Source organism: Flavobacterium sp. ALJ2 (genome assembly GCF_015594725.1).
Classification (GTDB): Bacteria; Bacteroidota; Bacteroidia; order Flavobacteriales; family Flavobacteriaceae; genus Flavobacterium.
In genome coordinates this window covers 268,633-294,537 of sequence record NZ_JADNRC010000004.1, presented here as the reverse complement: position 1 = coordinate 294,537, position 25,905 = coordinate 268,633, and the positions used below count along the sequence as shown (strand labels likewise).

Sequence of the window (25,905 nt, the reverse complement as noted above, 5' to 3'; positions counted from 1 at the left end):
CCACTTGTCAGTATTTAAAAGAACGTCGTGTTTGTTGCGGGTGCAAAACTAACACCTTTTTACAGATAAACAAGGCTTTTTAAACCCATTTTTAAGTTTATTTCTTAATCTTTTATTAACAGGTTGATAACAACACATTTACAACTTATTTCTTTTTATGTTTTATAGGTAATTTCTGTAGCACAACATCCTCTCCCCCTGTTTTCTTTGGGTTTCGCGCATTTTTGTATCTCCCAGATTTAGCCAATTGAGCAGATTTAAAAATACCTAGCCCTATCCCGATAGCTATCGGGAGAAGCGAAAATCCTTGCCCTTTTTCTTTTAAAAAAGCAAGATTGGAGCGGATAGCAGGTAATAGCTCCTAGAAACTAATCAAATCGTATTGCTTTGACCGGAGAAATCTTTGTTATTATATAGGAAGGAATTAATAACACTAGAAAACAAACTGTTATAGTAAGCAGGTTCAATAACAATACATATCCCCAATTGAGATAAACGGGCGCTTGATTAACATAGTAGTTTTCTGGATTAAGCTGTACTACTCCAAAATGCTGTTGAATTAACAAAAGTGAAATCCCAATAAGATTCCCCCAAAACAATCCTCGCAATATAAGGTAAAGAGCATTATAAAGGAATATTTTACGAATGACCCAATTATTAGCACCTAACGCTTTTAAAATACCGATCATTTGTGTACGCTCCAATATTAAAACCAGCAATGCAACTACCATATTTATTGTCGCTACAATAATCATGATACCTAGAATAACCACTATATTAAAATCAAAGAGTTCTAACCAATCAAAAATATAACTATATTTCTCAATTATAGTTTTAGTATCAAGGGTTGATGATGTTTGTTGATAGATTTCCTCTCCTGTTGTCTTTATATTCTTAAAGTCTTTCAAGAAAACTTCAAAAGCTCCAACCTGATCTGGAGCCCACTTATTAATACGTTGTATATGTCGAATATCTCCTATTATATAGGTAGCATCAAAATCCTGAAATCCTGAATTGAAAATTCCAGTAATTTTAAACCTACGTACATTTGGTAATTTATTCTGATCTTCTTTTACAAAGAATGTATTAAACTGATCCCCTACCTTTAAATTTAATCTGTCAGCAAGAAATCTAGACAGTAATACTTCTTCATTAATCGTTTTGGAAAAATCTGGTAGTCTTCCATCAACTAAATACTCCTTTATATTATTCCAATCATAATCGGCACCAACTCCTTTAAATATGATTCCTTCAAAAGCTGCTTCGGTTCTTATAATTCCTGCCTTACTTGCTATTGCCTGAATATGACTTACCTCAGGAACTGAAGTGAATTTAGGATAAAAATCTTGCTTTATAGAAATTGGACTTATAGTTACCTCAGATTGGTTATTATCGTAATTCGAAATAATTACCTGTCCATTAAAAGCAGAAACTTTTTCGCGAATTTTTTGTTGCAATCCAATTCCTGTTGCTACCGAAACCAACATCATAATTATCCCGATTGCAATAGCCGAGATTGCAATTTTTATAATTGGTGCAGAGATACTACTTTTATAATCTTTAGCAGTGATAAGTCTTTTGGCTATAAAATATTCTAAATTCAAATTGATCGGTGTCGTGTTATAGGTTCAAAAATACGGTTTAATAAGCAAACTTAAATTGCTCATGAAAACAATTACAAAATATTTAATGCAAAAGCCTTCTTATAAAGGCAATCGCTTTTTCATTGCTTCGACAATATTAAATGCCGCTGGACACATTGCAACATTTTTAAGCGTTAAGTCTGAAATTTGCTGAAACTTCTTTCGATCAGTATGCGGGAATTCACGACAGGCTTTGGGACGCACATCGTAAATCATACAATAATTTTCATTATCTAGGAATGTACATGGAACATTTTGCAAAACATAATCTTTATCTTCATCTATACGTAAGTATTGCTCAATGAACTGCTGCGGCTTTTGTCGCAAATGTTTTGAGATACGTTCGATATCAGCATCTGTAAATAAAGGACCCGTCGTTTTACAACAGTTAGCACATTTTAAGCAATCTGTTTTTTTGAATTCTGCATCATGCAATTCCTGCATTACATAATCTAAATTTTTAGGTTGTTTCTTTTTAAGCTTATCGAAATACTTTTTGTTTTCGATATGCTTATCTTTGGCTAACTTATTTAGGTTGTTTAAAATTTCTTGCAAGTTTAATTTTTAAAGTTGATTTGCAAAATTAAACAACTTTGAACTTGAAACCTTAAACTTTGAACTAAAATACAATGAAAGATCTTTTTGGGAAAGCAATGCTAGATTTCCAGACCAACAATTCGCCTGAGGATTTAATTACTGAGACTACAATTTCTGAAGCTGACGAAATGAGTGTTGCTTATTTATTTCGCTCTTTTAAAGAAATGCCTAAACTGGAGCAAAAAGCTTTAGAACTTGCAAAAGGAAAAACATTAGATGTAGGTTGTGGAGCTGGAAGCCATAGTTTGTATTTACAGAATGAAAGAAAACTTGATATAACCTCTATAGATATTTCTAAAAAAGCGATTGAAACCTGCAATCTTCGTGGTCTGAAAAATGCCAAAATGCAAGATGTATTAACTTTTGAAGGAGAAAAATACGATACAATCCTATCTTTAATGAATGGAGTTGGGATTTTTGGGAAGCTAGAAAATTGTAATAAATTTTTATCTAAGCTAAAATCACTCTTAAATCCTGGTGGACAAATCTTACTGGATAGTTCAGATATAATATATATGTTTGACGAAGATGAGGATGGTGGAAAATGGATTCCATCAGACACTGAATATTATGGAGAAGTTATTTTTAATATCTCTTATAAAGGAGAAAAAGAATCTGCTTTTGAATGGCTATATCTTGATTATAATACACTCCAAAATGCTGCTGTTGCAAATGGTTTTAAATGTGAACTTGCGCTAGAAGGTGAGCATTATGATTATTTGGCCAGACTTTCTATTTAAAAGACAAAACACACAGTATGGAAAATTTAGATTTAGAGAAATTAAAATATCCGATCGGAAAATTTATAGCGCCTGAAAATTATTCTCCTGATTATATTTCGAATAAAATCGAAGAGATTTCTTCTTTTCCTGAAAGACTAAAAAAAGAAGTCATTAATTTATCTGACGAGCAGCTTAACACCACATACCGACCAGACGGCTGGACAGTAAGACAACTCATTCATCATTGTGCCGAAAGTCATATGAATTGTTTTATAAGAATAAAATGGACTTTAACTGAAGACAATCCAACAATAAAAGCATATCACGAAGATTTATGGGCCGAGCTACCGGATAATTTAACAATGCCTATACAACCAACATTATCTTTACTAGAGGGTTTGCATTTTCGTCTAGGTTACATCTTGAAAAATCTTTCTAAGGCTGATCTTAAGAAAACTTTTATTCATCCTGAAAATAACTCAATAGTCTCTCTTAAACAAATGATCGGAACTTATGCTTGGCACGGAAATCATCACCTAGCTCACATCACAACTTTAAAAAAACAAAAAGAGTGGTAATTCTAAAGGCATTACTAACTGAATACAATTTGAAACTTTTTTACTCAATACGTATACTTTTTACCCATATTGACATTTATATAACTCCATAAAAAACAAAAAGCCTTTTCGTACTTGAAAAGGCTTTTGTTTTATAATCATCCCTTTTATTAAGGAATATTTAAATATTTATGAGTCTGAAGTGACACTCTCCATTTTGGATTATTCATCACATATTCAACAATAAGCGGCGTCATTTCTTCTTTCTTACTCCATTCTGGCTGAAGAAATAATATTGCATTTCCATTTACCAATTCAGCTTGCTCTTCGGCAAAGATAAAATCATGTTTATTATAAATAATCACCTTTAATTCATGGGCATTATCATAAACTGTCTGTGTAGGCAATTTGTTCTTTTTTGGCGAAAGACAGATCCAATCCCACGTTCCTGTAAGCGGATAAGCCCCTGAGGTTTCGATGTGGAGTTTCAAGTTTTTATTTTTTAACTCCTTCGTAAGTACTGTCATATCCCATGTTAATGGCTCACCTCCTGTAACAACGACTGTATCAGCATATTTACTTGCATTCCCTACTATTAGATCAACACTTGTTGGTGGATGCAATTCTGCATTCCAACTTTCTTTAACATCGCACCAATGACAACCTACATCACACCCTCCAATACGGATAAAATAAGCTGCTGTTCCCGTATGAAATCCTTCTCCTTGAATCGTATAAAATTCTTCCATCAAGGGTAACATTCTACCTTTATTTACTTCTAATTGTATTTCTTTTGATAACATTACTAAAATTTAAAGTGCAAAGATAGTCAATAAAAAATGGAACAATAAAAAAACCGATAACTCAAAGAGCTATCGGTTTTAAAATAGTGTTAATCTTTAAATTATTTTAAAGTATTCAAAGACTGTGTTGCGTATGCATTAGTAGGATCCAATGCTAATGTTTTATTGAAATACTCGATTGCTTTTGCTTTGTCTGTATTAGCATAACTTGCTGCCATATTATTATAAGCTTCTACAAATTTAGTCTTAACCGCTGGTTTAGCAAGCTCTTCGGCTCCCTTTTCAGTAGATTTAGCAATATACTCTTCATAGTTCTGAGTCATCACTTCATCATTTTCAAGCAATCTGTTTGTTCTTGCTCTATAAAGATAAGCCTCTTGATATGTTGGTGAAGCCGTAAGTACATTTACAAACGCAGCATCTGCTTTTTGTAAAGCAATTGGATCTGGCTTAACATTAGCTTTATTATTATCGTAGAAAACAGACAATCCATAATAAACATTATCATCTAAATAAGTTGTAGATTCTGGAACTTTAGTTCCAAATTCAAAAAGTATAGCTGCTTCTTTATATAGTTTTTTACCAAACAATACTTTTCCAAGATCTCCTAAATCCTGAACTGCCAAAGGCTCCATTGTAATAGCTTTTCTGATTTCTACTAAACCCGCTTCGAATGCAGCTGGATCAATTGAAGCTCCATCAGCACTTGTACCTTTTTTAATTTTTGCAAAACCTAAGTACAAGTAATCTTTAGCGATAATTTTATTATTCGGGTTTTTAGTATAATCCTCCAAAGATTTAATAGCAACATCTACATTATCATTTTCATATGCTGCATATCCTAAATATCTAAAAATTCTAGGGTTAACTTTATCTAATTTAACCATTTCATTAGCTTCTTTTTCTAAGGCTTTATAGTCCTCAACTAAGATTAAGAAATCTGCATGACGCATTCTTGAATGAATAGAATAATCTGTAAGACTTAAATATTTCTCATAATTAGTAATTGCTTTTTGATAATTAGCCTCTCTTGTAGAAGGTTTATTTCTAGCCCATTTGTAATATGTTTCAGCTAACTCTCTGTAAACAGGACCATAATTAGCTTCTAAAGCGATAACCTCGTTAAAAGATTTAATAGCTTCATCATATGATTTTGCTCCTTTTAACAATACACCTAGTTGCATTTTTGCTCTCAACAAAGTAGGATCTGCTTGGAATGCATTACGATATGATTTGTAAGCTTCATTCTGATTATTATCTCCATAATATGCATCACCTAGTGCCAAAAGCACTTGAGCATTTTGTGAATCTAACGCTAAAGCACGGTTTAAAGTAGTAATAGCATTTTTATAATCTGGATTAACAGAATTTATATATGCTCTACCTATATAGATAAACTCTTCTACATCTTTTCTTTTCATTGGCTTTATAGCTGAAGCAAAATTAGCCTGAGCTGCAGCTACATTTTTATTATCTAAATCTAATTGACCTAAACCAATATAACCAAGATTAGCACGGCTTGAGGCCGCTACACTATTAAGATAATATATCTTAGCTGAGTCAGCAACTTGTTGACTTAAGTATACATTACCCAATATAAATGGAGCCTCACCATCTGTTGGTTTAGCTTTAATAATTGATTGTAGAACTGTTTTTGCCTTTTCAAATTGCTCTGCATCGATAGCTTTTTTAGCCTGGCTTATATCTTGCGCATAAGCTCCCGCAGCAGTGGCCATTAATGCAACACTAAAAATTTTAAATTTATTCATCTCTATTATAATTAATTTATTCTTTTTCTTTAATAATTTCACTCCTAATATTAAGTTTTCTTCCAGGAATTCGCACTGGCAATAATCCAGATTTGAGAATTATTCTTTGTCCAATATCTCCTCCTACAAAAGAAGCAAACCCAATACCTAATCCAGAATATCCCTGACAGTTTATAATATACAAATCACGTGCCAAAGGATAAGTCTCTTCTGCTATGTTATTTTGAGTTGGAGCAATAAACTTATCACTTGTAAGGCCTTTTACGCTCAACACATTTATTTTAGCTACAAACTCTTTTAACTCCGGAGATGGTTGTGATAACCAATTTACTCCAACAACCCCGATCATTCCTTTATTTTCGGACACGAATTTAATTACTTCTTCATTCGTTTTAAATGAAAAAACACCTTCTTTGGGAATATCTTTAACTCCTGCCAATGTTTTTAAATATCGTACTGTACTCGAGTTTGGATTATCAAAGACTAATCCTTTGATATTTGCTTCAGGTTTACCTTGCATAAAATTAATTACACTTTTCAACGCAATTAAAGTATCATTATTGCCTTTGTTTGAAATAAATGCAATTGCATCTATAGCAACTGCTGTTACTTTAGGTACTATTTTCTTATTATTAAAAACGTCTCTCTCTTCTTTAGTTAAATCTCTTGCAGTAAAAGCAACAGTAGATTTCTGATTTAATAAATCATTAATAATTTCGGCTTCAGATTTTGGCTTAATAGTAATTTTCGCATCGTAAGTACCTTCAAAAACAGCTACCTGATCCTCGACAATGGGAACTAATGTTTCATCCACGGCAATATCCATAGTTCCTTTAAGTATAGTTTCTTTTTCATCTTTACTCTTATCTTTCTGATTACAAGTAATGAACAAGAAACCAAATATTACTAATAACAAAATTTTACTATTCTTAAGCATGTTTAATCTGTATTTGAATTAAAAAATCTAACAAATCTTATAAACGAATATACAATTAATAATATACCAAAAGCAACTCTGTACTTATATTCCATCGCGATTGGTAAGGTTTTCCAAAAAATAATTGCTAAACCTATCACAAAATACATTAGGAAGAAGAACATTCCTAAAACAAGAAGAAATCGCTCTTTTAGCGATTTCTTCTTAATATTATCAAGCAGTTGTTTCAACATTAGTCTGCAGATTGGATAGTAATAGGAAGAGAGTACAATACTCTAACTTTCTTACCATTTTGCTCACCTGGGTTCCATTTTGGACATTTCTTTAAAACTCTAATCGCCTCGGTTCCTGTTCCATAACCTATATCTCTTAAAACTTTAATGTCGGTTAACGAACCGTCTTTTTCAACTACGAAAGTAACATATACTTTACCTTTTAATCCTTCTTCTTCTGGAGTTCTATAATTATTTCCTACGAATTTGTAGAATTTTTCAATTCCTCCAGGGAATTCAGGTTTAACTTCGATACCAGCGGTGTTATACACTTGATTATCCTCTTCAACTACTGCAGCTGTTCCTGTACCTACTGGTTCTACATGTAATATTGCATCTGGATCTCCTTTAATAGTTTCAGCACCAATTTTTTTCTCTTTAAGCTCCACTAATTTTGGTGGCTCTTCAGTTACTTCATTAGCTTTTGCTACAACCGGCTTCACAAACTTCACTTGATCCACTTTTGGAGGTGGCGGTGGTGGAGGCGGAAGATTCGGTTTAATTTCCTCTTTCTTAGGAGGTAATTTTACAGTGGTAATCTTAATATCTTTAGGACCTTCTTCTGTTTTAGAATCTGGCAAAAGGTTCGCGATAACTGGAGCTGCAATAAGAAGTGAAAAAATAACAGACCCTATGATAAGTGCTCTTACCGTAGTTTTCTGATTAGATTTTCTTAGCTCATATGCACCATATATCTTGTTACGCCCTTCGAATACGATATCAAGCCACTGGTTTTTTATAATATCTAATTTCATTTCTATTGATTATTAGGGTGTTAAAAGATAAGATTGCTCTTATTTTTTATCTACCAGTTTTGTTTCCTCTGGTGAAAACTCATTAACGATTGCATAGGTTTCTACACCAGTAATAGCCATCTCATCCAAGATATCAACCAAATTTTTGTAAGTAGATTTTTTAGTCGGTTTAATGATTACAATAATTCCGTTTTTCGGTTTACCAATTCCAGCAGAATATTCTAAAACAGATTTTTTTCTGCTTAACAATTCTTTACGAATCCCGTCTTTACCATAAGCAATATCTTTAGGCCCAGTGATAGGAGTTGCTAACAATCCCATATAATAAGTTAATTTATTATCGTCTCCTAACAATAAAGTCATTGTACGATTCTCATCAACTTTTATATCATTCTTCTCTTTAGGATCTTTCTCTTTATCTGGCAACCCCAAACTCATCGATTGAGGCTTTGACAACGTTGTGGTAAGCATAAAGAATGTGATCAATAAGAAAGCTAAATCCACCATCGCAGTTAAATCTACTTTTGCGTTTTGCTTTTTACTTCTTACTTTACCACCTTTCTCGCCTCCACCGTCGCCGGTATTTAATTCAGCCATTTTAGTGTATGTTTTTTAATTAAAAGTCTTTTCCTCTCAAACCAGTAACCAAGTTAAAGGTATTGATTTTTTGATCTTGCAGGATATCCATCACTTTACGAATCGCAGGATATTCTTCCTTTGCATCTCCTTTTATAGCAAATTGCAATTCTTTATCAGCAACTTCAATATTTGCAATACGTGCATTGTAAACCCATTCTTTTAACTGATTATCTAAAGAATCTTTTGGAATACCAGGTTGACCAGCTTTACTTCTATCAGCCGCTTTCATTTCAATGATTTGTTTCAAACTTGTAATCGGAACTCCAAATCCTTCCATCAAAGAGAATTCAGTTTTATCATCATCAGTAAAAGCAACACCATATTTCTCTGACATTAGCTCCAAAGTTCTTTTACGAACTTCTCTTCCTTTCAAATCAAAAAATATTTTTCCTTTTCCTATTGTAATTGTAGCTAAATCCGTTTCAGGCAATTTAGTTTGTACAGTAGATGAAGGCGTGTCTACAGGAAGTGCCTCAGGCACTTTTGCAGTAGCAGTCAAAATAAAGAATGTCAACAAAAGAAACGCAACATCACACATGGCAGTCATGTCTGTAGACATTGACTTTTTTTTCATTTTTATTTTTGCCATTATCTTTTATTTTTAAATTTAGCAATAATCATGCTAAAAAATTATTTATTGTCTTAAACTTCCTCTGAAATGTCTGTAAGTATTTACGATAGTCGTACCTGCTTCATCAATAGAGTAAGTCAAATCATCAATTTTAGATGTAAAGAAGTTGTAAGCAATAATTGCAAAGATAGATGTACTAATACCAGTTGCAGTATTTACAAGTGCCTCAGAAATACCATTTGCAAGTGCAGCTTGATCAGGAGTACCTGTAGATGCTAATGCGCTAAATGCTTTAATCATACCAGATACTGTTCCTAACAATCCTCCTAATGTACCTAAAGATACTAAAGCTGAGATAATTGTCATGTTTTTCTCTAACATTGGCATTTCTAATGAAGTTACTTCTTCGATTTCTTTGTGAATAGTTTCTGAAGCTTCTTCACTGTTGAATCCTTCTTTTTTAACTTCTTGGTATTTAATTAAAGCTGATTTAATTGCATTTGCAACTGAACCTTGTTGTTTGTCACATGAAGCGATAGCTGCATCAATGTTTCCTTCTTTAATACTTCCTTGAACACTTTTCATAAATTTATCCAAGTTTACTTTTCCAGCTGCTTTAGTGATAACTGTATATCTTTCGATAGAAAACACAAGAACCATTAATAACATACCTAACAAAATTGGAACGATAATACCTCCATGATAAACCATTCCTAATATATTTAATGGATGCCCTTCAACATTACCACCTTCAAAATTTGAAGGAGATCCCATTAGGAAATTCCAAATACACCAACCCACAAAAATACATGCTGCAATAATCAATCCTGACACCATTCCTCCGCCATTTGAAGTACTTTCTTTTTTAACTTTAACGTTTGCCATTTTTTTTAATTTTAATAGTTTTAAATAATTTTATTTTTTAGTTATAATAAACTTGTAGTGGAGCAAATTTATATTTTTAGTTTAAATAAAAAAACTTTTTTCAGTTTAATTCCAATTAATTTAACCTAATCACAAAATTATCTAATCGTATTAATTGAATTTTAAATAAAATCGAAGTTAAAAAATAATTATTTATAATAAAATTTACAACAATTTAATAAAAAGAAACACAATCTGCCAAAATCCTCCTGATATGTTAAGAAAATAATTTTTATTTTTATTTTTAACAAAAATAGATTTTTTTTACGCTAACATCTCTGAATTAAACGATTTAAGAAAAAAATAATATCTTGCAACTGAATTAATGTTACATAAAATATGAGCCAAAAAGACGAATTTATTCAAAGTATAAATGATGGTTATCAAACCAAAGGAGAGAGTATTATTCTTGGTGGAGCACTCTATAATGGTGAGCCTCTGAATGCACATGTAAAAATACCATTAAAGACATTAAATCGTCACGGATTAATTGCTGGGGCTACCGGAACTGGAAAAACAAAGACAATTCAGGTATTATCTGAGCAACTTTCTCTAGCTGGAATTCCTGTCTTAATGATGGATATAAAGGGTGATTTTAGTGGTATTGCAAAAGAAGGGGAAGAAAAATCCTTTATTACTGAGCGTCATGCTAAAATTGACATTCCTTATAAAACATCACAATTCCCTGTAGAATTAATGACTCTTTCTGAGCAAAGCGGAGTGAGATTACGCGCTACTGTTTCGGAATTTGGGCCTGTTTTATTTTCTAGAATACTAGGATTAAACGACACGCAATCGGGTGTTATTTCTGTGATTTTTAAATATTGTGATGATAACAAAATGCCTTTACTAGACTTAAAAGACATTAAAAAGGTTATTAACTATATTACTGAGGAAGGAAAAGATGAAATTGCAGCTAGTTATGGCAAAATATCTACTGCTACAACTGGAACCATACTTAGAAAAATAATCGAACTTGAACAACAAGGAGCTGATATCTTTTTTGGCGAATTATCATTTGAAATTGATGATTTAATGCGTATCGATGAGAATGGAAAAGGTTATGTGAATATCATTCGTTTAACAGATATTCAGGATAAACCTAAACTATTCTCCACTTTTATGCTGAGCCTTCTTGCTGAGATATACCAACAAATGCCAGAGAAGGGTGATGTCGACCAGCCTGAATTAGTCATTTTTATAGACGAAGCGCATTTAATCTTTAATGAAGCCAGCAAAGTATTATTAGAGCAGATTGAGACTATTGTAAAACTTATTCGTTCAAAGGGTGTTGGAGTTTATTTTGTAACTCAAAACCCGATGGATGTTCCAAGTGGTGTTTTAGCTCAATTGGGATTAAAAATCCAGCATGCTCTGAGAGCTTTTACTGCTAACGATAGACAAGCTATTAAAAAAACTGCTGATAACTACCCTACATCTAAATATTACAAAACTGACGAACTGCTTACAAGTTTAGGTATTGGAGAGGCATTGGTAACTGCATTAAACGAAAAGGGTATCCCTACGCCGTTAGTAGCAACCATGATGAGAGCTCCAATGAGTAGAATGGACGTGCTAACGGAAAGTGAAATCCAGGAAATCAATCAGAAATCTAAATTAGTTAAGAAATACAGTGAGATAATCGACCGTGAAAGCGCTTACGAGATACTAACCAAAAAAATTAGCGATGCTGAACAAGCTACCTCCTCACAAGAAGAGAAGAAATCTTCGAAGAAAATAAGCAATGAACCTAGTACTGCAAGTGTCGTTGGCAAATCAGTATTAAAAGTAGTAACAAGTGCTACCTTTATAAGAGGTGTATTTGGTGTTTTATCAAAAATGTTCAAGAAATAAATTCTAAAAAACAAGAAACCCTTTTAATATAACATCAAAAGGGTTTCTTATTTTATGGATATCTATGTAAATGTTCTTATTTTAATAATTCTAGAATTTTATTTTCAACAACAGGACTATCCCAAATTGCCTCTATATTTTCTATTCTTAAAATCTCTTCCATAATTGTATTTTGAAAATCACCAATGGCTAATGCTTCAGCATAAGGACGATCACTAAAAGTAACACGGCTATAAAGCGGAATCCATTTATCTGGATACTTATCTGAAAAAGCTTTTTCTATCTTTTTTTGTAATAAGAATTTTTCATCGGCTGTTTTGGTACTCATTTCCATAAAATTGCGATACGATAGTTCAGCTATTGCATCTGCATTGGGTTTACGTGAAATTTCATATTCAGAGAAAACAGTCTTCCAATCATCTCCGTATTTAAGCATCATCTCATATAAAACCGTTATATCTTCAAAACCTGCATTCATTCCTTGTCCATAAAACGGAACAATAGCATGACAAGCATCTCCTATTAAAGCTATTTTATCACTATATGTCCAAGGAAAACATTTCATTGTCACCAATGTACTTGTAGGGTTATTAAAGAAATCTTCGGCTAATTTTGGTATAACCTCAATAGAGTCTGGGAAATTTTCCTCAAAAAAGCCTTCCACCTGTTTTCTATCTGTTAACGAGGCAAAAGAATTTACTCCTTCAAAAGGCATAAATAAAGTACATGTAAAGCTACCATCTAAATTAGGCAATGCAATAAGCATATATTCCCCTCGTGGCCAAATATGAAAAGAATTTTTATCTAATTTATGTGTTGCATCGGGATTTGCAGGAATATTTAATTCTTTATATCCTATATTCAAAAATTCTTGCGAATAATTAAACATACTTTGACGTTGCATACGATGGCGAATTCTAGAAAAAGCTCCATCGGCTCCAAAAACCATATCGTATTTTTTTTCTTCCCACTCCCCTCTTTCTGTTTCTCCAATATGTAGTGTAGCTTCACTTAACGTGACATCCCATATTTTTTGTTCAAAGAAAAACTCGGCTCCAGCATTTTCTGCTAAATCAATCATTTTACGATTTAGCATTCCTCTTGAAATTGAATAAATACTTTCACCTTCCTGTCCGTAATTCTGAAAATTAAGTTTATCTACTAAATGTATGGCTCGTTTATCCATCGGAATTGCAATTTCACGTACTGCATCTCCAACACCAACACCATCTAATGCTTTCCAACCTCGATTAGACATGGCTAAATTTATCGATCGTCCCGAAAAATTAATTTTACGAATATCTGGACTTCGATCATAAACATGAACTTCATGCCCTTCCTTTTTAAGATAAATTGCCAACAATGAGCCAACTAATCCAGAACCTACAACAGCAATTTTAAGTGGAGTTTGCATTAAAAAAAAATGTAATTATACGAATCGTAAAAATAACTATATAATGTATAGAATAGACTATAAATCAAAGAAAAATTTGGTCGTGCTCCTCCCAAAAGATCAGGCAAGGCTTTCATTTCTCTGAATAGGTTTTCTAGTTCAATCCCTCACGCAATCAATTACATAATGAAATCGAATCTCAAACCCTTTCAGCTTTTCTATTTAGGTTTAAAAATCAACTTTGTAGATGTTTTTATAATCTCTTTTTTATTTAATTTCATTTTTCGGAACTTTCCTGCATTATAGAGTTCTGCCTGATCGGTATAATGTTTACTAAATGGATTTCCTGATTGCCCAGTAGGCAAAATACTCCAACTATTTTCTATATCTGAAAAATCAATAATTCTTCTTGTCGATGGACCGCCCTTTACATCATAAATCCCTTTGTCTGTAAAATCAAAAAACTGATTATTAATCACTTCCGACGATCCCGAAACTGCAAAAGGCCCTGCATTAAATATACCTCGTAAAGCTGCTACTTGCCCTAATGGATGATGATACTCTACTGTATGTACCTTTTCCCATTTCCAATCTTGAACATTCGTTCCCAATTGTTTTTCAAGTCCCGTTATTGCTTCATGAAATGATTTTATCAAAATGTCTTTCTTCGTTTCTTTTACATTTTTAGTCAATATATTATCCCACCAAACTGAATTTTCATTTTGTATTTGTTTTGCTATAATTTGTTTTACAAGATGAGTCTCCAATAAATTTTTAAAATTCTCTTCTCCCAATTCATCTTCAAAAGTGTTTTTTAAATATACATACACCCATTTATTATAAATCGTAGGCGCTACATCTTGCACATTATTCGTTCCTTTCCAATCTTTAAGAATTGATAATGCCTTTTTTTCATTTGCTGTAAGCGATCCATTTTTTACATTCAAAATTAAATTCTCAACTACTGTTGGAGCAACTATTGTAGTATTGTCAAAAATCATTTTACTAACCGCTTCTTTATCCCAATCCGATTTTGAATCGAGTAATTGCATAATTCTTTTAGCACGATCTTCTGGCAAATAATATCCTGGATATAGAAATCCATCAATAGCTTCTGGCTGGTTATTTGCCGAATACACATATCCCCATTTTGGATTCTCAGCTGATGGGTTTTTGGAGAAATCCAAATATTCAGTAATATCATCTTTACCACTTGCACCATCTAGGATAAAATTAGGGTTTACTCCTTTATTGTGTTTGTATAAAGTTCCTGTTGCCCACCATCCTATATTACCCTTTGCATCGCCATACATTAAATTTAATCCTGGAGCCGCAATAAGTCCGACTGCTTTCTTAAAATCATTTTTATTTTTAGCATGCGAAATACCATAAACCGCTTCTAGAGTTTTTATAGGTTGCTGCGTATAAACCCAAGACATTGTTATTGGTTTATTACTGCTCTTTAAATCTTCTAATAAGCCATTCATAACTGGACCATGTCGGCTTATTTTGATATTTACAACAACATCTGATGAATCTTTAACTTTTATAATTTTCTTTCTAGTCTCGTATTTTTCATACCCATTTGGTGTCTTATACTGATTAGTGTCCCCTTGTTTATTTTCTTCTTGATAAAAATCAATATCATCGTTTTCAAACATTGTCAATCCGTAGGCATAATCTCTATTATGTCCTAATAAAGGATATGGTGTTCCTGCCAAATAACATCCATACAATTCAAAATCCGGAGTTACTATATGGGCCTCGTACCATGTTCCTGGTTGTGAAAATCCAATATGCGGATCATTGGCAAAAATAACTTTACCCTTTTTTGTTTTCTGAGGAGCTATTACCCAACTATTACTTCCTACAAAAGGAGGAATTGGTGATTTTTCAAGAAGCTGAGTAACCGATTTTGAAATAGCAGCAAATTCTTCAGGATTCTCTTTTGAACTTCTTATTTGTGTGGTATTAAATTCGCCATTTAAACCTAAATCTTTTAAATATTCATTCCCATATTTATTACGAATATCAGTCATTAAAGGATCAGTCTTTTGAGCTATTGCAAAACTAAATGACATATATCCAAAAATATTATACACATCTTTTATAGTAAATTTTTGTTTTTTCACTCCAACCAATTGAAACTCTATTGGGGTTACTCCTTCATCCATATATTGGTTAATCCCATCTAGATAAGCCATTGTTAGTTGGTAACTTGGACTATTTTTATCTAATTGAGCTATTGCTTTAGCCGAAGCTTCTTCAATTCCTAAACCCGAAAAAAACTTATCGTTTTTCAGCATTACTGATCCAAAGATTTCTGATAATCGTCCTGATGCAATACGACGCATTAGCTCCATTTGCCACAAACGATCCTGAGCATGTACATAACCTAAAACGGTCATAGCATCTTTTTGAGTGTTTGCATAAACATGTGGCACTCCAAAATCATCAAAATATACCGTTGTCTCTTTTTGAATATTTTTCAGTTTTACTTCTCCTTCATATTTTGGTTTTAAATGAAAAATATAAGTACATAAACCAATTCCTAAAACAACCAGTAATAAGAACAAAACAAACAGTATTTTTTTGATTTTTTTCATGTTTCTAAATTGTATAAATAAATATTTTAATGAAATGTAGTCGTGTTAAAATCACAATTGTATCTAAAAGGTATTCTTTTTAAGTCTTTAAATTTATATATTTAAAATAAAATACACACTAAATGTCTTTAAATAAAAAAATAATTACAGGAATCCTTTCGCTTCTAGCTCTCTTGTTTTTAATAAATTCAGGATTAAATTTTTGGGTAAAAAAACAACTTCCTAAAATCATTCAAGACAATAATAAAACACCTTATCAAATTACTTATGCAGATATTAAAATAGATCTTTGGTCAGCTGACATCTACGCTTCTAACATTGTTATCAATCCTAAAAATGCTCCTAAAGATAGTGCAACCAAAATTGGAATTTATTCTAAAATCGGAACAGTTGCCATAAATGATTTTAGTATTTGGAATCTTTTATTTAATGATGTTTTACGTGCCAAAAGCATCACGATTGATCATGCTCGAGTAATCTTATACAAAAACGATGAGAAAGTAATCGACAATAGCAATAGCATCCGTACACAAGTAATCGAACCTTTTCAAAAAATTATTATTGTTTCTAATATTTATCTCAATAAAACGAGTTTAGATATTATGTCTACCAAAACAAATAAACCCATTTTATACACGCGAAATATCGCCATTGTATTAGAAGGAATTATTATCAATGATGAAACTCTTAAACAGAAAATTCCTTTTTCATATCAAAAATACGCTCTAAATTGTGATAGCATATATTACAAACCCAACCCGTTTTATACCATTAACGCTTCGCAAATAACAACTAATAATCATTCTTTAAAAGTAAAAAAATTCAGTTATATTCCTTTATTTTCTCGCCATCAATTTGTACAGAAAATAACAAAGGAAAAAGACTTTTTTACAATAAAAGCTACTGATTTGAGTATAAATTCTATGGACTGGGGATTTAAAAATGATTTGTTTTTCTTTAATGCAAACTCTATTGTTTTTGATGATTTAGATGCAAATATCTATCGGAATAAACTACCCGAAGATGATTTAAGCAAAAAACCACTATATAATGCTTTACTCCGAAAAATTCCGTTTCCACTAAAAATTGACACCCTTTCTATCCGAAATTCAAAATTAGTATATGAAGAAGAAATCAATTTTCAGAAAGGCCCAGCCATATTAACTTTCAGTCGTTTTAATTTAATCGCAACAAACATTCAGAGTGGTTTTGGTTTAAAAAAAGTAGCTGACTTAAATATTAACGTCAATTGTCTTTTTATGAAAAACTCTCCTTTAAAAATACATTGGTCATTAAACGTATTAGATAAAAAGGATGGTTTTCGTATAAAAGGTAATATTGCAAAATTTGACGTTCAGGCAATGTATGCTTTTACAAAACCATATACTAATACTTCATTCAAAGGCACTTTTGATGATTACCATTTTGACATTACTGGAAATGACAAAAAAGCCACCGGAAATGCGAGCTTAAAATACAAAGACTTAAAAGTTACTTTATACAAAAAGAAAAATCCTGAAAAAGAAGCAAAATTAAAAAGTTCTCTAGCTAATTTAATCCTTAAAAAAGACTCTGATAATGAAGCTAAAAAGACCAAAATAGAATTAGATCGAATTCAAGAAAAGTCTTTTTATAATTTTTTATGGAGATGCATCGCAGAATCTTTCAAAAAGATTTTGATTTAATTACCTAAAAAAACAAACTTAATCTGCTATAAACATGACATATATCAGTTTTTAAATAAATTTATTTCACAACATTTGTTACTTATTAAATTTTATAATAATAGCAAATGACAAAAACCCCTATACACTCTTTTCATATTCCTGTAATGGGACTCGCTTATACTATTGATAGTCCGATTCGAGTGGCTAAATATGGTATTTCATCGGTGATTTCGATTGCTGATGATGAGTTAATTGAAAAGATGACCGCTTTTTATTCTGAGAAGTTCAATTCTTCTTATCAGGAAATAAGTCAAAAAATTCATGATTACAGAGCCAAACGTATTACAACCTACTTAAACTTAGTAGATAAAATCGTAAAACAAAAATTTGAAAGTTTTAAAACTGAATTATCTGAGAGCAAACAAGCTCTAGAAAACTACATCTCGATGTTACCTAATAGTTCGGAGATAAAAAAAGGTTTTTTAAACTTAATGGAAGATGGCATTTCTTTTAAAGAAAACATCCGAAATTATATCGAATCACATCTTTCTGCAGGTGCTATCGATGTAAACATAATGACAAAACTGGATAAAGATAATTTTATCAAGGATAAACAATTACCTATTGAATTTAATGATGCTCATGCAGCTCTTCGTGGTTTTGCCAACAGCAATCTGGAATCTTCATTAGTTCTTTCTGCTGGTATGAATCCTAGATTATATAGTTACTTCGAGAATTTTCCAGATTTTTTTCCAAATAGTAATAATGAGCTTAAAAAGAAAATTATACTAAAAGTAAGTGACTTTAGATCAGCTATGATTCAAGGTAACTTTTTGGCAAAAAAAGGACTATGGGTTTCTGAGTATCGCATTGAATCTGGATTAAATTGTGGCGGGCATGCATTTGCTACCGAAGGATTATTACTAGGTCCTATCCTGGAAGAATTTAAACAGAAAAAGGACCAATTAATCCAATCTGCTCATGATTTAATGGTGAAGGCTTTAGTGCAAAAACAATTTCTAGTTCCCGAAAAACCTTTACCGCTAAAAATTACGGTACAAGGAGGTGTAGGAACTGCTGAAGAACACGAATTTTTGTTAGATAATTACAGCGTAGATTCTGTAGGCTGGGGAACTCCTTTTTTACTAGTTCCAGAAGCAACATCTGTCGATCAGCCTACCCGAAATTTATTAATGAAAGCAAAAGAAGCCGATTTATATTTAAGTCATATCTCTCCGTTAGGTGTACCATTTAATACACTAAGAGGAACTTCTAACGAAATTCTTAAACAAAAACGCATTCACGATAATAAAGCAGGAAGTTCATGTCCGAAAAAATTCTTAGCATTGAGCAAAGAATATGACCCTAAAGGAACTTGTTCGGCTTCAAAAAAATATCAGGATTTAAAATTGGCCGAATTAGAAACTATAAAAGATACTATTTCTCCTGAATCTTTTGAAAAATCTAAAACTGCTATTACTGAGAAATCATGCTTATGTGTAGGTTTAGCAAATGCTTCTTATATAGAGAACGATATTAAAATAAAAGGACAAGCTCAAGGTGTTGTTATATGCCCTGGTCCAAATATGGCCTATTTTGACCAAGAAGTATCTTTGAATGATATGGTACAGCATATTTACGGAAATAAGTCGGTTATACGCGTTGAAAATCGTCCAAATTTATTCGTGAAGGAATTGAAGATGTATCTTGATTATTTTAAGAAAGATATTGAAAATATTTCAGCAGAAATAACAGCTGCGCAAACTAAAAAAATTCAAGCTTTTAAAGACAATCTCTTAAGTGGCATTTCTTATTATGAAAATCTGCTTGCTTCTTCTTCTTACTTTAAGAATGAGAAAGCAAAAATTAAAGAACAATTTAATGATTATAGAACAAAGCTTATTGCTATAACTATTCCGGCATAAAGCGATTAACACTATTTCTTCTGATACAAAAAACCACCTCTAAAATTAATTTGAGGTGGTTTTTCTATTTGAATATAACTAACACTTATTCTAAGAATAGTGGTCTCTCTATTCTTTTTTCTTCTTTCCGTCTATAATTGCTCCAGTTCCTGCACCTACACCAGCACCTGCTAATCCTCCTATTATTGCACCTTCGCCTTTTTTCTTACTGATAATTGCTCCAGTAACTGCTCCTACTCCAGCACCAATTACAGCTCCTTTTGCAGTCGAACTCCATCCTTTTTTCTTTGGTGTAGCCGCAGCAGCTGGTGCTTGCTGATTTACAACAACTACCTTTTGAGGTACTGCCTCTGCTTTCTCTTTTTCTTCTTGAACTTTTGCCATCTCTGTTTTCATTGAATCAATAACTTTTTGCTTATTAATTTCAACTTTCATAGAGTCAATACTCGCTTGTTTGGCTTTTTGAATATCCATCTTCCCTTGATTCTGACACGAGATAATCGCAAAAGAGAATACTATTAAATATAATGTTTTCATGATTCTAAATTTTAGGTTTTTATAACATAGCAAAGTAAAGTTTAAACTTTTTGTATGCAATTACATAATTTCAAGAGATCGTTATAAAATTAAACTATGCAAAAAAGTCAGCTAACTCAGAACGATCTGAATTAGCTGACTTTAAATATTTTATTTAAATTTAGATTATTCTAAAATTCCTCTTTTTAAAACTTGTCCAAATTCATACATATCTTCAAAAGAGCAATACAAAGGAACTGGAGCCAAACGAATAACGTTAGGTTCGCGCCAATCGGTAATAACACCATTTTTCATCAAATAATCAAATAAACTACGTCCTTCTCCATGCAACAACACAGATAATTGTGATGCTCTTTCTTTAGGGTCAGCTGGAGTAATAACCTCAAAATTCCCTTTTACCTCTTTATCTATTTCATGCAAAATAAACTCTAGATAAGCTGTTATTTTATCTCTTTTGGTAATCAAAGCATCCATTCCTACTTCTTCAAACATTTCTACTGATGCTAAATAAGGCGCTAAAGAAAGTATCGGTAAATTACTTATTTGCCAACCATCTGCTCCATGTACTGGATCAAAATTAGGTTCCATTTTAAAACGGCGTTCTTTATTATGCCCCCACCAACCTGCAAAACGAGGTAAATCTGGATTATTATGATGCTTTTCGTGTACAAAACAACCAGATGCATTTCCTGGTCCTGAATTCATGTACTTATAACTACACCAAGCTGCAAAATCTACATTCCAATCGTGCAATTCTAATTTTATATTTCCTGCTGCATGTGCTAGATCCCAACCTACTTTAGCTCCTGCTTTTTGTCCAGCTGCAGTAATGGTTTTGATATCAAAAACTTGTCCTGTGTAATAATTTACTCCTCCTATTAATACCAAAGCCAATTGGTCTCCTACTTCTTCAATTTTCGCTAAAACATCTTCTAATCGGATATTGTGTTCTCCATCACGGCGCTTAATTTCAACAATTGCATCTTCTGTTTTATAACCATGAAAATGTACCTGACTCTGAAACATATATTGATCTGACGGAAATGCTTTTTCTTCGCAAATAATCTTATATCTGGTTGCAGTTGGTTTATAAAAAGAAACCATCAATAAGTGAAGATTAACTGTTAATGTATTCATCACAGTAACTTCGCTTGGCAAAGCGCCTACAATTTTACTAAGCGGATTAGCGAAACGTTCATGGTAATCCCACCACGGTTTTTTGGCGTAAAAATGCCCTTCAACTGCTAGATTAGCCCAATCTGTCATTACCTCATCAACGTATGATTTTGTGCGTTTAGGTTGTAATCCTAAAGAATTTCCAGTAAAATAAATAACCTTTTTATTATTCACTTCAGGAAAAATAAATTCGTCTTGGTATTTACGCAATATGTCTTGTGAATCAAGTTTTTGTGCAAATTCACGGGTGTTTTCGAAAGTCATTGTTAAATTTTTGTTTGGTAAATGTAGAAAAAAATTAGGACTCAGGCAAAAGGAAAAAGACACAAACCTATATTAAAATAAATACAATAAAATATATTTTAACAAAATTAGTTTGATATATTGTAATTCAATTTAAAATTATAAGCTATGTTGAAACAAAATTTAAACATCATTATCCTTTCTTTAGCAGTAATTATCTCTGCCTATTTATTTTCAAATGCATTTCAAAATAGAAATAAAGACAACGACACTATTAGTGTTACTGGTTTAGGTAAAACAGATTTTGTTTCTGATTTAATTGTTTGGAGTGGCTCGTTTTCTAAAAAGAGTCTTACCCTAAAAGAAGCATATGCCTCATTAGATAGTGATCGAGATAAAATAAAAAACTACTTAAATAGTAACGGAATCCAAAATTCTGAAATGGTTTTTTCGGCTGTAGATTTCAATAAGGATTTTGATACTTCTTATAATGAAAATGGAACTCCAAAACAGCAAGTTTTTACCGGATTTACATTAACACAAAATGTAACTATCCAGTCTAAAGAAGTAAATAAAATTGAGGAAATTTCCAGACAATCTAGTGAACTAATAAATTCCGGGATTGAATTTTATTCTAATGCTCCTGAATATTATTATACTAAACTAGCTGAACTTAAAATAAAAATGATTGCAGAAGCAACCAAAGACGCTAGCTCCAGGGCCAAAAGTATTTCCGAAAATGCAGATGCTACTTTAGGAAGATTAAAAAAATCTGATATGGGCGTTTTCCAAATTACTGGACAAAATTCATCTGAAGATTTTTCTTATGGAGGCTCATTCAATACGTCTTCTAAAAACAAAACTGCTAATATTACAGTAAGACTAGTATATCAGGTCAATTAAATTTAAAAAAAAATCTCGCTATTAAAATAATAGCGAGATTTATGAATTAACCTTATTATATATTTCTTAGATAATAAGCATTGCATCACCATAAGAGTAGAATTTATATTCTTCTTTTATAGCTTCGTCATAGGCTCTTTTCATTAAATCATGTCCACAAAATGCAGAAATCATCATTAATAATGTTGATTTTGGTGTGTGGAAATTTGTAATCATACAGTTTGCAATACTAAAATCATGAGGAGGGAAAATAAATTTATTTGTCCAACCTTCAAAAGGATTTAATGTATTTTGCGATGAAACAGAACTTTCAATAGCACGCATTGAAGTTGTTCCTACTGCACAAATACGTTTCTTGTTTATTTTTGCATTATTAACAATTTCACAAGCTTCCGGAGTAATGATTAACTCTTCAGAATCCATTTTATGTTTTGATAAATCTTCAACTTCAACTGGATTAAAAGTCCCTAAACCTACGTGAAGTGTTACTTCTGCAAAGTTTATTCCTTTTATTTCTAATTTTTTCAAAAGGTGCTTCGAGAAATGCAATCCTGCAGTTGGTGCCGCAACAGCTCCTTCTTCTTTAGCATATATCGTTTGGTACCTTTCAGCATCTTCTGGAGTTACATCTCTACTGATGTATTTAGGAATTGGAGTTTCTCCAAGTTCTGTTAATTTATTTCTGAATTCTTCGTAAGAGCCATCATAAAGGAAACGTAATGTTCTACCACGAGAAGTAGTATTATCTATAACCTCAGCAACCAACGAATCGTCATCACCAAAGTATAATTTATTTCCGATACGGATTTTACGAGCTGGATCAACCAAAACGTCCCAAAGACGTTGTTCTGAATTAAGTTCTCTTAATAAGAAAACTTCAATTCTTGCTCCAGTTTTTTCTTTGTTTCCATACAAACGAGCAGGGAAAACTTTGGTATTATTTAAAATAAGAACATCACCATCATCAAAGTAATTGATTACATCTTTGAACATTTTGTGCTCTATCGTTTGTTTTTTACGATCAATTACCATCAAACGAGACTCATCTCTGTTTTCAGCTGGAAATTCAGCTAAAAGTTCTTTTGGTAAATTAAATTGAAAATGAGATAATTTCATGTAGTCTATTTATTTAGAGTGCAAATATACGATTGTGAGATAGGCGTTGTCAAGTCTTTTGGCTTTTATTTAGTTTAAAATTGCAAACTTCAAGCTATTTTGATGCTTTTAGCCGTAAACATTGCTTATTACGCAACTATTTCTGTTGTCTCAAACCCTAAATTTGTTAAATCTTTCCAAAAATCTGGGTAAGACTTAGAAACTACCCCTGCATCTTCTATGATTATTGGCACTTTTAAGGCTAGCGGAGCAAATGCCATCGCCATACGATGGTCATTATATGTAGCAATTTTTACATTTGGTTTTATTGTATTCGTAGCAACAAGTGTCAAACTATCATTCGTTACCGAAATAGCAGCTCCCAATTTGGTTAGTTCAATTCTTAAGGCTTCTAATCTATCTGTTTCTTTAATTTTTAAAGTATGTAAACCCGTTAAATGACAACCTATTCCTAAACCTAGGCAAGTAACTACAATAGTTTGCGCAATATCTGGAGTATTATTTAATTCAAAGTTTACAGTTTCAAATTTAAAATCTGGTAATTTAACCAAAGTCATCTTATTATCCTGAAAGGTAGTTTGAACTCCCATTCTCTCATAAAGTGATACCAATGCTGAATCTCCTTGTAAACTATTTTCTTTATAACTACTGAGTGTGATTGAAGCTGTGTCGGCAAGAGCTACCAAGCTAAAAAAGTAGGAGGCTGAGCTCCAATCTGACTCTACAACCATTTCTTTTGTAACCACCTCAGTTTTTGGATACACTTTGATTACGTTTCCTTCAAAACTAGTTTGAATTTCTAAATCATTAAGTAAAGCCAAAGTCATTTTAATATAAGGTATAGAAGTAATTTCTCCTTCTAATGTAAGTTCTAAACCATTTTCTAATTTAGGTGCTACAAGCAATAATGCTGAGATATATTGACTGCTCACATTGGCAGCTAATGTAACTTTTGAAGCTGTTATTTTCTTTCCTTTGATACGAATTGGAGGATAGCCTTCGTCTTTTTGGTATGAGATCTGCACTCCTAGCTGAGCCAGAGCTTCAACAAGAATTTTTATAGGACGTTCTTGCATTCTGCTTGAACCCGTGATTACTACTTCTCTACCTTCGTTAATAGCAAAATATGCTGTTAAAAAACGCATTGCTGTTCCTGCATGATGGATATCTACTATTTCTTCATTACCTACTAATGCTTTTTGCATTACTTCACTATCATCTGAATTTGATGTGTTTGCCAAACTAATATTCGGAAACAACGCTTTTAGCAATAACAGTCGATTGGTTTCACTTTTTGAGCCAGTTACTGCAATTTGTCCTTGTAAATTAGCTTGTGATGTTTTTAATAGTAAATTCATTGTAGGGTAGTTATTTTATGCGTTTCGGTAAATTTATTTTAAAAAAAGGATACTCCAAAGCTTTGCTCTAACTTATCACATTATTTTAGTTTATCGTTGTTTTTATGACGGTCTTTGTCTCGAATAGATTTCAAATCCATTTTCTTATCAAAAGCTGCCTGAAGATCAATTCCTGTTTGATTCGCTAAACATAAAACTACAAAAACCACATCGGCTAATTCTTCACCAAGGTCTTTATTCTTATCACTTTCTTTTTCTGATTGTTCTCCGTAACGACGCGCAATAATTCTGGCTACTTCTCCTACTTCTTCTGTAAGCTGAGCCATATTTGTTAATTCGTTAAAATAGCGAACTCCGTGTTCTTTTATCCAAGTATCAACGTCTAGTTGGGCATTTTTTAAATCCATTTTTATATTCTTTTAAGAAGTAAATTTTACTCTCTATTCTTACTATCCATTATTATTGTTACAGGACCGTCATTTAACAGACTGATTTTCATATCTGCACCAAAAATTCCTGTCTGAATTTTATTTCCAAATTCCTTTTCCAAAGTAGCTACAAAATTTTCATATAGCGGAATCGCAATATCGGGTTTTGACGCTTTTATGTAAGATGGTCGATTCCCTTTTTTAGTACCTGCATGAAGTGTAAACTGGCTAACAACTATGATTTCGCCATTAATATCCTGAACAGAACAGTTCATGACATCATTTTCATCGTTAAAAATTCTGATTTTGGTTATTTTTCCAGCTAACCAATCAATATCTTCCTGTATATCGGCATCTTCAATACCAACAAAAACAAGTAACCCTTTTTGGATATCGGCTACTTTATTACCATCAACCACTACCGAAGCTGAAGAAACTCTTTGAAGGACAACTCTCAAAATAATGGTGGATTATGAATAGTTAATTGTGAATTCATTTCGTAGAAATATT

The 25,905-nt window shown here is 32.2% G+C and carries 23 protein-coding genes; 6 read left to right on the top strand and 17 right to left on the bottom strand.

The features are described 5' to 3' along the window. Positions 1–368: 368 nt before the first annotated feature. Positions 369–1,604 carry an FtsX-like permease family protein gene (locus tag IUY40_RS06885; protein ID WP_195736116.1) on the bottom strand — a complete coding sequence of 412 codons (1,236 nt, stop codon included), beginning with the start codon at positions 1,602–1,604 and terminating at the stop codon, positions 369–371. 99 nt (positions 1,605–1,703) lie between these two features. After that, a complete protein-coding gene (locus IUY40_RS06880; RefSeq protein WP_195736115.1) occupies positions 1,704–2,198 on the bottom strand; it encodes a YkgJ family cysteine cluster protein in 495 nt (164 codons plus the stop codon). A 74-nt stretch (positions 2,199–2,272) separates the two neighbouring features. Here IUY40_RS06880 and IUY40_RS06875 point away from each other — a divergent pair, with 74 nt between their 5' ends. Together IUY40_RS06875 and IUY40_RS06870 are read left to right on the top strand one after the other, a co-directional pair. Beyond that, a complete protein-coding gene (locus IUY40_RS06875; RefSeq protein WP_195736114.1) occupies positions 2,273–2,980 on the top strand; it encodes a methyltransferase domain-containing protein in 708 nt (235 codons plus the stop codon). 17 nt (positions 2,981–2,997) lie between these two features. Beyond that, positions 2,998–3,540 (top strand): YfiT family bacillithiol transferase, encoded by a 543-nt coding sequence (locus tag IUY40_RS06870; RefSeq protein WP_195736113.1) that lies wholly within the window; start codon positions 2,998–3,000, stop codon positions 3,538–3,540. Between the two features lie 149 nt (positions 3,541–3,689). On the opposite strand, the gene IUY40_RS06865 is transcribed toward IUY40_RS06870, so the two are convergent. From IUY40_RS06865 to IUY40_RS06835, 7 genes are all read right to left on the bottom strand, one after another. Further along, complete coding sequence (locus tag IUY40_RS06865; RefSeq protein ID WP_195736112.1) at positions 3,690–4,322, bottom strand: 7-carboxy-7-deazaguanine synthase QueE; 633 nt, start codon at positions 4,320–4,322, stop codon at positions 3,690–3,692. Between the two features lie 101 nt (positions 4,323–4,423). Further along, on the bottom strand, positions 4,424–6,091 hold the full coding sequence (locus tag IUY40_RS06860) for a tetratricopeptide repeat protein (RefSeq protein WP_195736111.1): 1,668 nt from the start codon (positions 6,089–6,091) through the stop codon (positions 4,424–4,426). A gap of 16 nt (positions 6,092–6,107) precedes the next feature. Continuing rightward, the gene (locus IUY40_RS06855) at positions 6,108–7,028 is read right to left on the bottom strand and encodes a substrate-binding domain-containing protein (RefSeq protein WP_195736110.1); all 921 of its coding nucleotides are present in this window, start codon (positions 7,026–7,028) and stop codon (positions 6,108–6,110) included. A gap of 232 nt (positions 7,029–7,260) precedes the next feature. Continuing rightward, entirely contained in the window at positions 7,261–8,055 is a 795-nt protein-coding gene (locus IUY40_RS06850) for an energy transducer TonB (protein WP_195736109.1), read from the bottom strand. 39 nt (positions 8,056–8,094) lie between these two features. Then, positions 8,095–8,652: a biopolymer transporter ExbD gene (locus IUY40_RS06845; RefSeq protein WP_195736108.1), complete on the bottom strand. Its 558-nt coding sequence runs from the start codon at positions 8,650–8,652 to the stop codon at positions 8,095–8,097. A 19-nt stretch (positions 8,653–8,671) separates the two neighbouring features. Beyond that, a complete protein-coding gene (locus IUY40_RS06840; protein WP_195736107.1) occupies positions 8,672–9,283 on the bottom strand; it encodes a biopolymer transporter ExbD in 612 nt (203 codons plus the stop codon). A 45-nt stretch (positions 9,284–9,328) separates the two neighbouring features. After that, entirely contained in the window at positions 9,329–10,150 is an 822-nt protein-coding gene (locus tag IUY40_RS06835) for a MotA/TolQ/ExbB proton channel family protein (protein ID WP_195736106.1), read from the bottom strand. Positions 10,151–10,528: 378 nt separating this feature from the next. On the opposite strand from IUY40_RS06835, the gene IUY40_RS06830 reads away from it, so the two are divergent. Next, complete coding sequence (locus IUY40_RS06830) at positions 10,529–12,043, top strand: helicase HerA-like domain-containing protein (protein WP_195736105.1); 1,515 nt, start codon at positions 10,529–10,531, stop codon at positions 12,041–12,043. 76 nt (positions 12,044–12,119) lie between these two features. Here IUY40_RS06830 and IUY40_RS06825 read toward each other — a convergent pair whose 3' ends face one another. Beyond that, a complete protein-coding gene (locus tag IUY40_RS06825; protein ID WP_195736104.1) occupies positions 12,120–13,457 on the bottom strand; it encodes an NAD(P)/FAD-dependent oxidoreductase in 1,338 nt (445 codons plus the stop codon). 197 nt (positions 13,458–13,654) lie between these two features. Then, positions 13,655–16,042 carry a penicillin acylase family protein gene (locus IUY40_RS06820; protein ID WP_195736103.1) on the bottom strand — a complete coding sequence of 796 codons (2,388 nt, stop codon included), beginning with the start codon at positions 16,040–16,042 and terminating at the stop codon, positions 13,655–13,657. A gap of 122 nt (positions 16,043–16,164) precedes the next feature. Here IUY40_RS06820 and IUY40_RS06815 point away from each other — a divergent pair, with 122 nt between their 5' ends. Next, the gene (locus tag IUY40_RS06815; protein WP_195736102.1) at positions 16,165–17,727 is read left to right on the top strand and encodes a hypothetical protein; all 1,563 of its coding nucleotides are present in this window, start codon (positions 16,165–16,167) and stop codon (positions 17,725–17,727) included. A gap of 107 nt (positions 17,728–17,834) precedes the next feature. Next, on the top strand, positions 17,835–19,634 hold the full coding sequence (locus tag IUY40_RS06810; RefSeq protein WP_195736101.1) for a hypothetical protein: 1,800 nt from the start codon (positions 17,835–17,837) through the stop codon (positions 19,632–19,634). Positions 19,635–19,742: 108 nt separating this feature from the next. Here the strand turns inward: IUY40_RS06810 and IUY40_RS06805 are convergent, their stop codons facing one another. Both IUY40_RS06805 and kynU read right to left on the bottom strand, forming a co-directional pair. Then, positions 19,743–20,171: a glycine zipper family protein gene (locus IUY40_RS06805; protein ID WP_195736100.1), complete on the bottom strand. Its 429-nt coding sequence runs from the start codon at positions 20,169–20,171 to the stop codon at positions 19,743–19,745. 165 nt (positions 20,172–20,336) lie between these two features. Continuing rightward, positions 20,337–21,611 (bottom strand): kynureninase, encoded by a 1,275-nt coding sequence (kynU, locus tag IUY40_RS06800; RefSeq protein ID WP_195736099.1) that lies wholly within the window; start codon positions 21,609–21,611, stop codon positions 20,337–20,339. 147 nt (positions 21,612–21,758) lie between these two features. Here kynU and IUY40_RS06795 point away from each other — a divergent pair, with 147 nt between their 5' ends. Further along, positions 21,759–22,493, top strand: coding sequence for an SIMPL domain-containing protein (locus IUY40_RS06795; RefSeq protein WP_195736098.1), 735 nt, complete (start codon positions 21,759–21,761; stop codon positions 22,491–22,493). A 66-nt stretch (positions 22,494–22,559) separates the two neighbouring features. Here the strand turns inward: IUY40_RS06795 and queA are convergent, their stop codons facing one another. From queA to dtd, 4 genes are all read right to left on the bottom strand, one after another. Then, entirely contained in the window at positions 22,560–23,609 is a 1,050-nt protein-coding gene (queA, locus tag IUY40_RS06790) for a tRNA preQ1(34) S-adenosylmethionine ribosyltransferase-isomerase QueA (protein ID WP_195736097.1), read from the bottom strand. Positions 23,610–23,737: 128 nt separating this feature from the next. Then, positions 23,738–24,967 carry a 3-phosphoshikimate 1-carboxyvinyltransferase gene (locus IUY40_RS06785; protein WP_195736096.1) on the bottom strand — a complete coding sequence of 410 codons (1,230 nt, stop codon included), beginning with the start codon at positions 24,965–24,967 and terminating at the stop codon, positions 23,738–23,740. Positions 24,968–25,047: 80 nt separating this feature from the next. Then, positions 25,048–25,374, bottom strand: coding sequence for a nucleotide pyrophosphohydrolase (locus tag IUY40_RS06780; protein WP_041518431.1), 327 nt, complete (start codon positions 25,372–25,374; stop codon positions 25,048–25,050). Between the two features lie 26 nt (positions 25,375–25,400). Further along, the gene (dtd, locus tag IUY40_RS06775) at positions 25,401–25,853 is read right to left on the bottom strand and encodes a D-aminoacyl-tRNA deacylase (RefSeq protein WP_195736095.1); all 453 of its coding nucleotides are present in this window, start codon (positions 25,851–25,853) and stop codon (positions 25,401–25,403) included. Positions 25,854–25,905: the final 52 nt, after the last annotated feature.

Excerpts from the sequence above, each read along its gene's own strand:
- IUY40_RS06870 (WP_195736113.1), top strand. The coding sequence starts at position 2,998 with ATGGAAAATTTAGATTTAGAGAAATTAAAATATCCGATCGGAAAATTT.
- IUY40_RS06875 (WP_195736114.1), top strand. The coding sequence starts at position 2,273 with ATGAAAGATCTTTTTGGGAAAGCAATGCTAGATTTCCAGACCAACAAT.
- IUY40_RS06830 (WP_195736105.1), top strand. The coding sequence starts at position 10,529 with ATGAGCCAAAAAGACGAATTTATTCAAAGTATAAATGATGGTTATCAA.
- kynU (WP_195736099.1), bottom strand. The coding sequence starts at position 21,611 with ATGACTTTCGAAAACACCCGTGAATTTGCACAAAAACTTGATTCACAA.
- IUY40_RS06785 (WP_195736096.1), bottom strand. The coding sequence starts at position 24,967 with ATGAATTTACTATTAAAAACATCACAAGCTAATTTACAAGGACAAATT.
- IUY40_RS06780 (WP_041518431.1), bottom strand. The coding sequence starts at position 25,374 with ATGGATTTAAAAAATGCCCAACTAGACGTTGATACTTGGATAAAAGAA.
- IUY40_RS06815 (WP_195736102.1), top strand. The coding sequence starts at position 16,165 with ATGTCTTTAAATAAAAAAATAATTACAGGAATCCTTTCGCTTCTAGCT.
- IUY40_RS06810 (WP_195736101.1), top strand. The coding sequence starts at position 17,835 with ATGACAAAAACCCCTATACACTCTTTTCATATTCCTGTAATGGGACTC.
- IUY40_RS06850 (WP_195736109.1), bottom strand. The coding sequence starts at position 8,055 with ATGAAATTAGATATTATAAAAAACCAGTGGCTTGATATCGTATTCGAA.
- IUY40_RS06825 (WP_195736104.1), bottom strand. The coding sequence starts at position 13,457 with ATGCAAACTCCACTTAAAATTGCTGTTGTAGGTTCTGGATTAGTTGGC.
- IUY40_RS06860 (WP_195736111.1), bottom strand. The coding sequence starts at position 6,091 with ATGAATAAATTTAAAATTTTTAGTGTTGCATTAATGGCCACTGCTGCG.
- IUY40_RS06840 (WP_195736107.1), bottom strand. The coding sequence starts at position 9,283 with ATGGCAAAAATAAAAATGAAAAAAAAGTCAATGTCTACAGACATGACT.
- IUY40_RS06805 (WP_195736100.1), bottom strand. The coding sequence starts at position 20,171 with ATGAAAACATTATATTTAATAGTATTCTCTTTTGCGATTATCTCGTGT.
- IUY40_RS06795 (WP_195736098.1), top strand. The coding sequence starts at position 21,759 with ATGTTGAAACAAAATTTAAACATCATTATCCTTTCTTTAGCAGTAATT.
- IUY40_RS06855 (WP_195736110.1), bottom strand. The coding sequence starts at position 7,028 with ATGCTTAAGAATAGTAAAATTTTGTTATTAGTAATATTTGGTTTCTTG.
- IUY40_RS06845 (WP_195736108.1), bottom strand. The coding sequence starts at position 8,652 with ATGGCTGAATTAAATACCGGCGACGGTGGAGGCGAGAAAGGTGGTAAA.
- IUY40_RS06835 (WP_195736106.1), bottom strand. The coding sequence starts at position 10,150 with ATGGCAAACGTTAAAGTTAAAAAAGAAAGTACTTCAAATGGCGGAGGA.
- IUY40_RS06820 (WP_195736103.1), bottom strand. The coding sequence starts at position 16,042 with ATGAAAAAAATCAAAAAAATACTGTTTGTTTTGTTCTTATTACTGGTT.
- IUY40_RS06865 (WP_195736112.1), bottom strand. The coding sequence starts at position 4,322 with ATGTTATCAAAAGAAATACAATTAGAAGTAAATAAAGGTAGAATGTTA.
- queA (WP_195736097.1), bottom strand. The coding sequence starts at position 23,609 with ATGAAATTATCTCATTTTCAATTTAATTTACCAAAAGAACTTTTAGCT.